The following is a 14,722-nucleotide window of genomic DNA, read 5'->3' on the forward strand; positions in this document are numbered from 1 at the left end:
AAAAGATGTGACAGAACCGTTTTTTTTTTTCGATCTTACCTAATAATTACTTTGTAAAAAGGAGTTTCATTATCTTAGTATAAATCTCCGTATTTTGATAAACACCTATGAAATTTTGAGCCCCTGGACCGTAAGCAAAAACCGGAACCGGAACTGCAGTGTGATCGTTTGTACTAAAACTTCCATGTACATATCCTTTTTCTATATTTCCATCAATTAAAGAAAGTCCTCCTGTTTCGTGGTCAGCTGTAACAATCAAAAGTGTTTCCGGATTCTTATCTACAAATTCCATTGCCAGTCCAACCAATTTATCAAAATCCAGCATTTCGCGCACCACATATTCGACATTATTCTGATGGCCACCGTAATCGATTTGTGCTCCTTCAGCCATTATGAAAAACGGATTCTTTGACTGTAAAAAGGTATTTGTTGCTTTAGCCAAAGAATTGGTTAAAAACGCACCTCTCCCCGCTTTCATAGAAACTACTGAAGCATCGTCTAAAATTATAAATCGGTTGCTTTTGATAGTATCCAGACTGCTGAATTTATCTGAAAAAGTATATCCTTTTTCCATTAATACCTTAGATAAATCTTTGCCATCTTTTCTGGAATTAAATTCTTTTGGTCCTCCTCCAATTAAAATATCTGAAGGATTGGATAAAAAATCGTGAGCTATAGGTTCACTATAACTTCTTTCAGGTTGATGAGCATAAAAAGCAGCCGGTGTAGCATCTGTAATATTTCCTGCAGAAATAATAGCCGTTTTATAGTTTTTCTTAGCCAATTGTTGCGAGATTAATTCCAGAGGTTTTCCGCTTTCATCAACACTAATAAATCTGTTATTGGTCTTATGCCCAGTTGCCATTGCTGTTGCTCCGGCAGCTGAATCTGTGATATAACTATCTGAAGATTTAGTTATAGAAAGTCCCTGAGTTGGAATATTAAACAAACTTAATTGACCTTTATTAGCCGTGTAACCAGCATAAATCTGAGTCAATCCCATTCCGTCACCAATTAATAGAATTACATTCTTAGGCTTCTTTTTAGAAAATGCCACTCCATTCTTAGGAACATATGCCTGATGAAACTCGTTATTTTGATAAAACGTTGTGTTGATGTTTTTAATGAATTGTGTCAAAGTCGGAACATTATCCGTGGCAATATAATCGACATTTAAATTCATCAAAGTCATCCAGGTATTCACATTATCCTGTGTACCCCAAAACCTGATTTTTTTATTTTGATCGTGCACCTTCTTAATGATCGCTTGCACTTTCTCAGCATCTGACTGTGTCATTACACCTTTACCATTCCAAATCGTGATTTCCTTCAAATCTTCACTAATCATTTCGACACGTGACAATTGTTCCGGAGAATAATTTTCGTTCAGTCTTCCATCAAAATAAATAAATTCAGGATACTCTTTCCAATTTGCAAGAGAAGGCCTGTTACCTGAAATAACTACTTTTAGATTTTTATTCGAAATCAAATCCGGATATAACTTAAGCTGCTGAACGATTAATTTTAAAGTCGGTTCTGCTTCTGTTTTAATGTCAATCATTAAAATTAAAGGCTTACTACTTTGATATGCCTTTCCTTCTAAATTTTTTAGTTTATTTGATAAAGGATACAAATACAAACTTCTAAGTGTATTATAAGCTGTAATCTCTTTTGAAGTATGGGCAACTGCTAAGTCGTCGTTTACTAAAAAAACATCAGCCTCGATAACACCGGCTTCATTAGAATAAGCTTCGTAAAAAGGTAGTTTACCTGCATAATCATTATGGGAATGAATATTGGCAGAACTGTATTGCTGTGCTTGTGCAAACAGGAAGAAATGGAGGCAAAAAACGGTTATTATTTTTTTCATTGAAAATTGATTTTATAGATCTTTAAAACCATAGGTAACTTTATAACGAAAGTAACTTGTTGTGGTTACATTATTTTTATGAATGCAATAAGGTTGTATTATTAAATACAAACCAGCCTTTTCTAAAAAAGACTGGTTTATTTTATATAAAGTCATTTGCCGTTTTTTTTTACAACTGCAAGCACCACAAAAGGCTTGCAGCGTAAAAAAACAAAACAAACTAACTGAAACTACAACTTACCAACCTTTATTTTGAGTAAGAACACCTTTACTCACCGCAATTTCATCTGGCGGTATTGGCCAAACGTGATGGATGGCAGGATTAAAATTACGGGCAGGATAAATAACAGCTCCATTATAATGATGCAAAGGTTTTGCATAGGTAGCCTGAGCATCTCCCCAACGTACTAAATCAAAATGGCGATCTGTCCATTCTCCCGCTAATTCGCAGCGCCTTTCTCTTTTTAAATCTGTTAATGTTGCTCCTGAAATACTCGTTAAACCGGCACGGTTTCTAATAAGGTTAATTTCGGTATCGGCACTTAAACCTTTCATCAATTTGGCTTCTGCCAACATCAAAATCACGTCAGCATAACGTAAAAGAGGTACATTCAGTGCTGTTGAAGGCTTGTCACCGTTTGCATTTACATAACGAATATCAATTCCACCCGAAGTTGTTTTTGGATAACCGAACGGCTCCATATACTTTTTGAACTGATATCCCGTTCTGTTACTGGAACTTACAATGTGTTTTCCCTCGTTAAAAGTTACTAATTCACCAAAATACATAAAGGTATCTCCTTTTTGTAAAATTGTAGCACTGCGTCTTTTATCTGTTGGATCATAAGTATCGAATAATTCTTTGGTAGGATAAAAATTTCCCCAACCGTTGTAAACTCCCCAGCCTTTATCTTCCAGACACACTCCCGGAAAAATAGAACCCAATCCCGTGTTTTCTGAACTTGAAGTTACAGACCAAATGTATTCTGAAGACCAATTATTTTTAATTTTAAAAACATCTTCAAAATTATCAAGCAACTTGTGTTTTCCGCTTCCAACAATAAGATTTGCATATTTTATGGCGTTGTCCCAATCTTTTGCATACAAGTAGGTACGAACTAAATATCCCCACGCTGCTGTTTTGTGTGCACGTCCGTAATTGTCTGGTGTAAGTTCATTAAAATACGGTAATAAATCGGCGGCTTTAATTAAATCTGCTGCGATATAAGCATAGTTTTCTCCAACATTTTTAGTTCTTGGAACATACACATTTGTTGGGTCGTTTCTATCCTGAATCGGAATTCCGGCACGATCATCTCCATAATGATAGGCTAATTCTAAATGCATTACAGCATGATTGAAATAAGCTTCTCCTAACATTGCATTTTTTGTTTTTTCATCTAAAGGAATGTTCGGAATATTACGAATAACGTCATTACAACGTTTCATGATTTCGTAATGAAGTCTCCAGATATCTTTAGTATCAGATTCAGATCCGTCTACAATAAAATTTTTGATACGTTCTGCGTTTTGTCTTGGTTTTGTTCCGATATCGTCGCTGGCATTATTAAGCCAGAAAAAGCCACGACCGTACATATTGTCATCTGAATATAAAGCATAAATGGCATTTACTCCTGCTTTTGCATCGGCCGGAGTTTTCCAGAAATTTCCGCTTGACGGTGCTCCCTGCGGAACAACATCAAGTTCGCTTTCGCAAGCTGAAGTGCTTATTAACAGCACAAAACTCAATAATAAAAGACTTAATTTTTTCATTTTGTTAGTTTTATATTTTTTTAAAAAGTAGCATTTACACCCGTCATATAAATACGAGAAAGTGGATATTTACCTAAGTCAAGACCAAAGTTGCTAAGCCCAACTTCAGGGTCCATTCCTGAATATTTTGTGATGGTAAACAAGTTTTGTCCTGAAATAAAGAATCTAAGTTTTGCTTTTCCGTTTAACCAATTATCTTTAACGGTATAACCAATCGAAAGGTTTTTTAATCGGATGAAAGAAGCATCTTCAATATAAAAATCCGAGATTCTTCCGAAGTTATTATTATTGTCTGTTGATGAAAGTACCGGAATATCTGTGTTAGTATTCGTTGGCGACCAGGCATCTTTAGAATCTGCCAATAAGTTATATCCTGGAAAAGAAGCGTTTAGACCTGTATATTTTACGGCATTAAAAACCTTGTTTCCAGATACTGCGTTGAAAAACACATTCATATCAAAACCTTTATATCTAAAGTTCATGTTTAAGCTGTACGTTGTTTTAGGAAACGGATTTCCAAGTACAACTCTATCGCTATTATTGATTACGCCATCTCCGTTTACATCTTTAAATTTCATATCTCCGGCAACTGCATTCGGCTGATACGCTACGCCTGAAGTATTTACATACGCTTTTGCTTCGGCAGTACTTTGAAATAATCCGTCTGTAGAATATCCGTAATAAGCACCAACCGGGCTTCCAACCTGATAAATATTCGCTAAAGGCAAACTACGAACTCTGCTTATATTTAAAGGTTCAAGAGACGTTAAATCATCTTTAATAGAAACAATTTTGTTGCTTAAAAATGCAGCGTTTGCGGTTACATCAAACTTAAATTCCCCGCGTGTTTTTTGGTAGGTCAAACTAGCTTCAATACCTTTATTTTCAACATCTCCCGAGTTTACAATTCGACCTTTTGGAGTTCCTGAAACGCCCGGAAGCTGATCACGAACCAACATGTCTTTATTCTTTTTCACGTAAGCATCTACAGATACTGTTAAAGCGCTGTTGAACATAGTGAAATCTAAACCAATATTGGTCTGCTCAGAGCTTTCCCATTTTAAGTTCGGATTTGATAATTCACTTTCGGCATAACCGTAATTGATTGTTGGCACTGAACCAATCAAAGCTGAAGTCTGTACTAAAGGCACACTAAATTGATATGGTCCAAGATTCCCTAAATTCCCTATTTGTCCCCAGCTTGCACGCAGTTTTAAATTGCTTACAATTGGACTTATACCTTTCATGAATTCTTCTTCAGAAATTAACCAACCCGCAGAAACAGAAGGATATACTTTCCAACGGTTTGCTGATAAAAGTTTTGAAGTTCCGTCACGACGAACAATTCCTGAGAATAAATATTTTTGATTGAAATCGTAATTTAATCTGCCAACATACGATGAAATAACCTCATCAGATAATCCTGCGCCAGTTTGCTGAATTAATTTTGCATTCAGTAAATAACGTTGTGATGCATCTTCGTTATCAAAACCAGTTCCTTCAACGGTATAAAATTCTCTTTTTGTTTCCTGATATGTATATCCGGCCAAAGCTTTGAAATTGTGTTTTCCGAATGATTTTTCGTAAGAAATCGTTTGTTCGCCCAATAAATCAGTAGTTGTAATCGACTTTTGTGTTAATCGGTTAAAGTCGAATATTTTTCCTGGCTCTGTAATTTTCACTGCAAATTCTTTTGCATTATCCTGAATTCTGGTGTAGCCCCAGTTTGATTTTACTTTCAAACCTGGAATAATTTCCCATTCAGCATACGGATTGATCAAAACAGTCGAAATAGGATTTCTGTTATCTAATCTTTTTAAATAAGCAACCGGATTTATAACGTCTCCGTAAGAACCAATGTATTTTTCCGGAACTCCGCCAAATTGTCCTGAACCGTCTTCTCTATATACTGTTGCATTTGGCGGATATAAAATTGCTGCTAAAATTGCTCCGGTATAACCGTTGGATGTATTGGCACTTTGTCCGTTCGTTAACGAATACGATAGATTTTCTCCAATTGTGAAATTTGGCGCCAGTTTAAAAGACGAATTCGCTCTTGCTGTATAACGCTCACCGAATGTATTCAATAAAATACCTTCATTTTTTCTATAACTTCCAGACAAAAAGAAATTAGATTTTTCTGTTTTTCCGTTTATAGAAATCGATAAATCCTGAATTCCACCTGTTTGAAAAATTTCATCCATCCAGTTTGTTTTTGTAGTTCTTGCTGTTGGTTCAAAAGCAGGATCAAAAGCGGGTATTCTTGGTAATCCTGCGTTATCTCTGGCTGTATTCATAGCATCTGAATATTCGGCAGCATTTAGAACGCCTAATTTTTTGGCTACATTTTGAAATCCTCCCTGATAATTTACATTTACATTGATACGATCCGAAACGCCTTTTTTAGAAGTAATTAAAATTACTCCACCAGAAGCTCTCGCACCATAAATCGCTGCTGAAGCCGCATCTTTCAAAACACTTATCGAAGCAATATCATTTGGGTTTAAAGTATTTAGTGAACCGCTGTAAATAATTCCGTCTAAAACAATTAACGGCGTTTCGGCATTCAAAGATCCAATACCACGAATGTTGATAGTTGGTTCTGCCGTTGGGTCACCACCATTATTTATTACGGTAACACCTGCAACAGTTCCCTGCAATAATTCAGATGCACTGTTATAGGTTCTGCTTGAAGATTCTTTCATAGAAACTGCTCCTACAGCTCCCAAAACTTCATTCTTTTTTACACTTCCGTATCCCATAACCACAACTTCCTGAAGTTGTTTCATGTCTGCAACCAGTTTTACGGTAATATTTTGAGATTGCGTTACTTTTACTTCTTGCGTAACATAACCAACATAAGAAAATACAAGTGTTGCTTCAGCTCCGGTAACTTCCATTTTAAAAGTTCCGTCAAAATCTGTAGACGATGCTGCATCCGAAGTTTTGTCTTTAATGCCAACTCCAGGCAAAGGCATATTATCATCGCCGCCGAAAACGGTTCCTGAAATAATAAGTTTGTTCTGATCTACAGCACCAATTCTCTGATTTTTTTTAATGACGATATTATTACTTACAATTTCATATCGAAGCGAAAAATTACTGCAAATTTTATCCAGCGCTTGTTCTAACGGAACATTACTTAGTTTTAAACTAATTTTCTGATTGCCATTGATTTGATTGCTTTCATACATAAAATGTACATCAACTTGCTTTTCTATTTTTTGAAAAATACTTTTGATGCTTTCATTTTCTACTTTTAAAGTGACTCTGTTATTCAGGTCAACATTTCCGGCATTTGCCGTTATTCCTGTAAAAAATAAGGCAATGAACATAACAACTTTGGCCAGAAGGGCTTTTGTAATGCTTTGACTTTTTACGACAAACCGCATTTGTTTTTCATTCATGGGGGAAGGGTTTTAGATTTTAGATTTTTGGATAGTTGATTTTTAGATTTTTAGATGTCTCATTTTTAACTTCTCACTTTTTACTTTTAACTTCTCACAATTAACAATTCACAATTATTGAATCTTATAAACTCCTGATTCCAGTTTATAATCAGCATTAATTATATTACACACCAAAGCAACAACCTGACTCACCGGAAGTTCTTTGAAATAGGCGCTTATTTTCAGATTATTTAAATTCTTGTTTTTGATTTCAACCTCTACATTATAATTGCGGTTGATCGTTGCGATAACTTCTGTTAAAGGCGTTTCTTCAAAAACAATGATATTTTTTCGCCATAACGAAATAGAATTTACAGGAACATCCTTAAAGGCCTGAAGCTTATTATCATGTGATTTAAAAACCACTTTCTGGCCTGGAGTTACATACACATTTTCTTCTGTTACGGTCGATTTTACATTTACTCTTCCCGTTAAAACAGAAACTTCCTGAGTAGTTTGATCGGGATAAGCCTGAACATTAAAACTGGTTCCGAGAACTTTTGTGTCCATTTTATCGGTATGAATTATAAAAGGATGTTTTTTGTCTTTGTGTACATCAAAAAAAGCTTCTCCGGTTAAGTACACTTCTCTTGTATCTCCTTTAAATTCTTTTGGATATTTTAAAAGGCTTCCTGCGTTTAACCAAATTTGTGTTCCGTCGCTTAAAATTACTTTAGCATGTTCGCCGGCTTTTGTCGCATATTGTTTTGTTTCTATAACAGGTATCGTTATTTGATACACAAACCATGATAATCCCATCACAAATAGTAATGATGCTGCAACAGCCCAGTTTTTATATTGAAGAAAAATAACTTTGTTCGTGTTCTTTATTTTTCTTAATTCTTTTTTTAGTGTCGAACGATCTGATTGAACTTCTTGCATATTTTCAAAAACTTCATTGGTATCATCATACCACTTATTCCACATTTCTTGTCCTTTTGGAGAATATCCTCCATCTAAAAAATGTTTTATTTCTTGTTGTAATTTTTCAGGCATTATAATTTCTTTATCTCTTTAATAGTATGTCTTTGAAATTGAAATTTCAGGTAGGTTGTTTAGGTTACGCTTGTGTTAAGAAAAAACGATGCGCTTATCAATTAGAAAATATTCTAATTAAACTCTCCTAAATAAGTTCGCATGAATTTTAGCGAGTATGTAATATGATACTTCACGGTTTCGATTGAAACATTAAGTTCTTCTGCGATTTCTTTATTGGAGTAATGTTTAATCCGACTCAGAATAAAAACCTCTTTTGATTTCTTGGGAAGTAATGCTGTTGCTTTATCGACGGCTTGCTGCAATTCATCATAAAAAATAGAATCTTCTGTTGCGTTATGACTGGTATATTCAACCGTATTTCGGTCTAAAACCTCTTGTATATATTGGTCTGTAACCGAATGTGATTTTATATAATCTAATGTCATGTAGCGAACGGAAGTGTAGATATAAGCAGCAAAACTCTTTTGAATTAAAATGGTTTTACGGCGTTCCCAAATGGTGGTAAATACTTCCTGAACGATTTCCTCAGAAATTGGAATTGATTTCATTCTGATATAAACAAAGCGAACGAGTAAATCCCTGTACCTAAAATACAGTTCATCAAATGCTTTATCTTTTCCTTGTTTCAATAATTCAACAAGTTCTTCATCTGTAAAACCTTTATGCATAATACTTCGCTTTTATATTATTTGCCCCAAAAAGGGTTGGTAACAAAACCGTTATTTTGCGAAGTATTCTTCTTTTTAAAAATGACATATACTACAATAGTTTGTTTTATAATATGTCTTCAAAATTATAAATCAGGGTAGGTCGATAAGGTTACGGTTACATTAATAAAAAGGTCCGTTTATAAAACATTGTATTAACATTTCCTCTCTGAGATGTTATGAAGTCATTTTGATAACACAAACAACAACACTCATTATAAAGAAGTTACTCAGAAATGTAAAAATAAAATTGATGTATTAAATTTAACAGCAAAATAATGGACTTAACACCTTAAATTGGACACAGAAAACAAAATTTGGTTCTGTCGCATCTGTCAGAATCAAATATAAGAATTTAAGTAATCTTAAAGTTAGCCCGCCAATTTACAGAATGATTTAAACATAGAGATCCCTGGTCCAACCATTTGATTCTTTCTCAGCATATGCACAACTTCAATTCCGCTTAACGTTCGTTTGGCCGATTCAAAATTTTTAAAACCTAATCCGTTTTTTATGTGCCACTTGATGAAACGATGGTCCTGTTCGATAATATTGTTGCCATATTTACACTGTCGGATTTTAATCTTTGAGAATGAACGTTTATTATATACTTTGATCGCTGCGGTATTAGAACCGCTTTTATCAATGTTTATTACTCTTGGCCGGTAATTATTAGCAATTGCTTTAATTAGAAATGACTGAGCACTCATTCTTTGTCTTTTTCTGGTCAAAAGAAAGTCAACCGTATTGCCTAATTTATCTACTGCTCGATATAAATAACACCAAATGCCTTTTACTTTGATGTAGGTCTCATCCAATCTCCAACTCGCCCCCACTCTGCCTTTTCTCTGCCTCATCTCTGCCTCAAGCAAAGCTGCAAACTTATAAACCCAACGCTGAATCGTGGCATGATCCACAATGACTCCTCTAATCTTCATTAGTTCTTAAACATCCCGGTAACTAAGTGTAAATCTTAGCTTGAAATATACTGTCTGAAGAATTATGTATTTTGGATAACAATGACCTTTAGTATTCATCTTTTGATCGGTTTAAAATTCTAAAGATAAAAGTTATTCCCAGATGCGACATCAACTACTGATCTGCCTGTCAGCAATTTTACACTTGTTGGTATGGCCGGAATCCTAAGCGGATTATTTCACGCTCCACTGACCGCTATTTTCCTTATTGCGGAAATAACTGGAGGATATGATTTAATGATTCCATTAATGATTGTTGCTTCTGTTAGTTTTGCTGTTTCAAAACGTTTTGAAAAACACTCACTTGATGTCAAGAATCTGGCCCGTAAAGGAAATGTTTTTACCAGTAACAAGGACACTAATATTCTCTGCAAACTTGAAATTGAGGATCTTGTAAAAAAAGATTACCTCACTGTAGAAGCCAATCAGGATCTCGAGAATGTAGCCGAACTTTTAGCCCACTCAGACCAAGTGATTTTTGGTGTTGTCAGTGATGATAATGAATTGGAAGGACTGGTATATTTCAATGATATTCGGGAAGTGATTTTTGAGCATGGAAACCGTGATGAATAAGTTTGAAAAAAGTAATAAAGTTTTCCTGCCAGTGCTGAAAAACGGGAAATATTACGGTTTTATCTCCAAGTCAGATGTGTTGGAGTCTTATAGGAATAGGCTGAAATCGATGATTTTTGAATAAAATATTTTTATAGCAAATAATTAAATTCAAATTTTCATTTACCTGGTTTCACTTAACACTAAATAAAATTAGTCTTATCTTAGCAATACAAGGCTATAATAAGGCATCAAAAAATAGCAACTAATTTTATAAATTATGAGAAAAGTTACAGATTTACTAAACCTTCGGGATGGAGAAGATGACAGGGCGAAAACATTAGAGGCCATAAAGAAGAACATAACCTTCAAAGGTGCTAATCTTTGGATCTTGGCCTGCGCCATAATTGTTGCCTCCGTTGGGCTAAATGTAAACTCAACTGCAGTTATTATTGGAGCAATGCTGATATCCCCACTTATGGGACCAATTGTAGGAGCTGGTTTTGCACTTGGCATTTATGATTTTTCATTACTTAAAAAATCACTTAACAACCTGCTTATCGCCACTGTGGTAAGTCTGGCAGTGTCAACCTTATATTTTTACCTCAGTCCCTTCAAGGATGTCCAGTCTGAATTGCTAGCCAGAACATCCCCTAATATTTATGATATTCTGATTGCTTTTTTTGGAGGTGTTGTCGGGGTTATTGCAGTGACAAGATCAGAAAAAGGAAATCCTATTCCAGGAGTTGCTATTGCAACTGCACTTATGCCACCATTATGTACTGCAGGGTATGGCTTGGCTACAGCGCAATGGACGTTCTTCTTAGGGGCCTTTTATCTCTATTGCATCAATTGCGTATTTATAGGAATTGCAACATTTTTAATTATTAAATACCTTAATTATCCAGCAGTTAAACAGGTTGATGAAAAACATCAAAAACGCGTAAAATATACCATAGCTTTTTTAATTACCATAATGCTTTTACCCAGCAGTTATCTTGCTTACTCGCTCTACAGGGAACAGCAGTTTAAAAAAAACATAGATCTTTTCATTGAAAATGAATTCGTAGATAAAGGATACACCATTGTGTACAAAAAGACCAACTTTAATGCTAAAACCAAAAAACTAGAACTCGCTTTCCTATCAAGGCGTTTTTCTTCATTAGAAATAAAAGATCTTACCAACAGGTTAAACCATAATAAATACCTGAACGACACACAACTGCAGATTCGACAAGACAGCACTGATCGTTACAATGCACTAAAAGGAGATATCCTTAATCAGATTAAAAGTAGTGAAAACGAAATGAATGTTAAAGATATTAAGATCATGCAACTGGAGAAGGAACTGACTAAAAATAAATTTGACAACCGTCAGATTTTAAAAGAGACAAGAGTTTTATTTCCAATAATTAGCTCACTTTCCATCACTAAGAGTACTTTAATCAATCAAAAGGACAGTACCACTACCATAACGGCTGTTATCTATGATGCATCCAAAAATCTTAATAAAGCTGAAAATGAAAAATTACAAAAATGGCTTAATGAAAGATTATCCGTTAAAGATGTAGAACTTTTCAGGAAACCTTAGTGGTCCTGAAAAGTCTTTTTTTGCTTTTTATTGTACAAACTCAAAATACAAAATCCTGAAATACCGGCTATTGTAGAGGCGATTAGTATCGCAAATTTGGCTTCATTCTGATGCATTACATCACCAAAAGATAATAAAGCAATAAAGATGGACATTGTAAAACCAATTCCTCCCAATAATCCAAGTCCTAAGACATGCATCCATGTAGTTGATTCAGGAAGTTCAGCAATTCTTAATTTTACCGATAACCATGACATCACAAAGATTCCAATGGGTTTCCCTAGAAATAATCCAAGAACTATACCTAATCCCAGATTACTGGAAAGTCCTTCTATCATAGTAGATTCAAAAGTTATATTCGTATTGACAAGCGCAAAAATAGGCATGATTATAAAATTAACCGGACGAGTCAGGGCATGTTCCAATTTTTCAAGCGTAGATTCTGTATCATCTTCGTTTGTCGGAATTGTCATGGCTACCAGTACACCGGCTATTGTGGCATGGATCCCTGAGTGATGGATAAAATACCAGATAACAAAACCCGGTATCAGATAAAAAAACAGGTTTTTAATACCAAATCGATTAAAGATAATCAACATTATAAATAACGCTCCGGCATATCCTAAATAGAGAAAATTCAATTCTGAAGAATAAAATATCGCAATCACTAAAATCGCAATAAGATCATCTACTATAGCCAGCGCAGCCAGAAATATTTTAAGCCCTGGAGGAACTTTACTTCCCAAAAGTGATAAAATTCCGAGTGCAAAAGCAATATCAGTGGCCATAGGAATTCCCCAGCCTTTTGCAGTCATCGAATTCCCGCCGTTAAAAAATGCATAAATCAGCGCAGGAACGATTACTCCTCCAACTGCTGCAAGTACAGGTAAAGCCGCCTGAGAAAATGACGACAACTCACCTTCAATTATTTCCCTTTTTATTTCCAATCCTACAAGGAGAAAGAAAATAGCCATCAATCCATCGTTTATCCATAATAAAACAGGGTAACGAAGGTGAACACTATCAGTATTAAAGCCCAGGTTCAAATTAAGAATTTCCTTAAAGCTATCTGACCACCCAGAATTAGCAATAAAGAGTGATATTATTACAAAGATTAATAATATGATTCCACCTGAAGAAGATGAACGAAAAAAATGAGAGAATACTTTAAGATTTATAAGTTTTGCCATAAATACAAATTTAGCTTTTCAAAATTGTCCCTGCAACTATTACATTCAGGAAAAATTGCATTGGAATTCAAAGAATCAGATATTTTAAAAAAAAATAATTGTTATGCTTGCGTTATTTTATTATATTCATCAAGTGCTTTGTTAGGATCTGCTGTAGCATATTCATTTTCCGGCTCAGGAATTACATGAATTTTTGAATCACTCAGCGATACTATAGCTGAACAAACATATACCCCAATCTTGCCATCATTATATTTAAAGTCCAACAACGTTAATTTCACAACTTCATTTATAGAAAGCTCATAATAATTTCCGTAACGGATAATCTTAAAATAAATTTCTTTGCTTTCTACTATTTCAAATTGATTGGTTTGAATATTTTCAAAAACAAAATTGTTCTTTACATCCTTTTCATTAAATCCCCAAGCCCTGAATTGAACAAAACCATTTACAAAATCAATTGATATGTAATAGGCTGTCCCCTCTTCATCACATTCAATAACAAAACCAGTTTTCCCCATTCCTTCAACAGCTAATTTTCCTTCCCAAACAAAATTCTCAGAAGGTTTTTCAAAACAAAAAACTTCGTATCCACTTCTGCAGCCAAATCGCCATTTACTTTCATTTTCTAATTCAAAATTTGCCGAGGGATTTCCTAAAACAGGAATCGGAACATGTAAGTTTTTTTGAAGAATTGTTCTTTGGTACAGCGTTTTCCAATGATGATACGTTTTTAATAATAATCTTCCGTTACTATCAACATCGAGTCGTTTTGGAGGTGGAATTACACGAAGGGTGTTGACATTTCCACCCACAAAATAAAAATTGTAGATTAAATAATTGTCTCCATCCTTTACAATTCTTGCTGCATAATTACCTTGTGGAAGCAGCACATTATTATGAAAAGCATGATATTCTCCTTTAAAATCGGGTGAGAACCAATAGCGAACCTTTATATCTTCGCGAATGGACCCCAATAAATAATGCATACCTTTTATTTCTACAACGCAAGGACATTCAATATCATCATAAACATAAGCTACATGCAATGGCTTTTGAAGTACAAAACCCTTCTCTTCCCTTTTTGCCACACCAATACAGCCTCTTCTATACGTAGGTCCAACTGCACTGCGGGCACATATCAGTAAATAATCATTCCCTTCAAACTGATATTTAAAAGGATCCCTAAAACTAAGCCATTCTCGCGGGTTGTTATCTCTGCTTTCATAATAGGGAGCATTACTTTTTAATGGTAAACCATATTGATTATCTTTTGTCCACTGAATTAAGTCAGGAGAAACTGCCCTACCAATTTTTTGCATGATTCCTTTGTCCTTCCGTTTTAAACCTGTGTAGTACATTTCATATCCTCGCCCATCAGAGTTTTTACTAACATGCATCGTCCACAACATGTCATCATCCCACTCCCCAGGATCCCCTACAAACAAAGCATTTTTTACTCTTTTCCATGAAAGACCGTCTTTTGATATGGCATGTGCAATGTAATCGTGATTGGGAATAATCAAATGAAATAAATGATGGACTCCATTTTCGTCTATAAAGACATCAACATCACCAATTTCCCAATTACTAAAACCTGAACCTGAATACATA

8 protein-coding genes and 2 pseudogenes are annotated in these 14,722 nt (G+C 34.8%); 2 read left to right on the forward strand and 8 right to left on the reverse strand.

The window, feature by feature from the left end:
• Positions 1-46: 46 nt before the first annotated feature.
• The 6 genes and pseudogenes from BXU10_RS15990 to BXU10_RS16015 all read right to left on the reverse strand — a co-directional run bounded on the left by BXU10_RS15990 (position 47) and on the right by BXU10_RS16015 (position 9,835).
• Complete coding sequence (locus BXU10_RS15990) at positions 47-1,870, reverse strand: alkaline phosphatase (RefSeq protein ID WP_078228386.1); 1,824 nt, start codon at positions 1,868-1,870, stop codon at positions 47-49.
• A 237-nt stretch (positions 1,871-2,107) separates the two neighbouring features.
• Complete coding sequence (locus tag BXU10_RS15995; protein WP_078228388.1) at positions 2,108-3,643, reverse strand: RagB/SusD family nutrient uptake outer membrane protein; 1,536 nt, start codon at positions 3,641-3,643, stop codon at positions 2,108-2,110.
• 20 nt (positions 3,644-3,663) lie between these two features.
• Entirely contained in the window at positions 3,664-7,050 is a 3,387-nt protein-coding gene (locus BXU10_RS16000) for a SusC/RagA family TonB-linked outer membrane protein (RefSeq protein ID WP_078228391.1), read from the reverse strand.
• Between the two features lie 114 nt (positions 7,051-7,164).
• Positions 7,165-8,088 (reverse strand): FecR family protein, encoded by a 924-nt coding sequence (locus tag BXU10_RS16005; RefSeq protein ID WP_078228394.1) that lies wholly within the window; start codon positions 8,086-8,088, stop codon positions 7,165-7,167.
• A gap of 113 nt (positions 8,089-8,201) precedes the next feature.
• A complete protein-coding gene (locus BXU10_RS16010; protein WP_078228396.1) occupies positions 8,202-8,759 on the reverse strand; it encodes an RNA polymerase sigma-70 factor in 558 nt (185 codons plus the stop codon).
• Positions 8,760-9,169: 410 nt separating this feature from the next.
• A pseudogene (locus tag BXU10_RS16015) lies at positions 9,170-9,835 on the reverse strand (IS6 family transposase).
• Between the two features lie 63 nt (positions 9,836-9,898).
• Between BXU10_RS16015 and BXU10_RS16020 the strand changes: the two are divergent.
• Both BXU10_RS16020 and BXU10_RS16025 read left to right on the forward strand, forming a co-directional pair.
• A pseudogene (locus BXU10_RS16020) lies at positions 9,899-10,472 on the forward strand (CBS domain-containing protein); the annotation flags it as partial.
• Positions 10,473-10,607: 135 nt separating this feature from the next.
• On the forward strand, positions 10,608-11,918 hold the full coding sequence (locus BXU10_RS16025) for a DUF389 domain-containing protein (protein WP_078228399.1): 1,311 nt from the start codon (positions 10,608-10,610) through the stop codon (positions 11,916-11,918).
• Here BXU10_RS16025 and nhaA read toward each other — a convergent pair.
• Positions 11,915-13,108, reverse strand: a complete 1,194-nt coding sequence (gene nhaA, locus BXU10_RS16030) for a Na+/H+ antiporter NhaA (RefSeq protein ID WP_078228401.1) — start codon at positions 13,106-13,108, stop codon at positions 11,915-11,917. The genes BXU10_RS16025 and nhaA overlap by 4 nt on opposite strands.
• 101 nt (positions 13,109-13,209) lie before the next feature.
• Complete coding sequence (locus tag BXU10_RS16035) at positions 13,210-14,721, reverse strand: glycosyl hydrolase family 32 (protein ID WP_078228404.1); 1,512 nt, start codon at positions 14,719-14,721, stop codon at positions 13,210-13,212.
• Position 14,722 lies beyond the last annotated feature (1 nt).

This window comes from Flavobacterium sp. LM4, from assembly GCF_002017935.1.
Classification (GTDB): Bacteria; Bacteroidota; Bacteroidia; order Flavobacteriales; family Flavobacteriaceae; genus Flavobacterium; species Flavobacterium chungangense.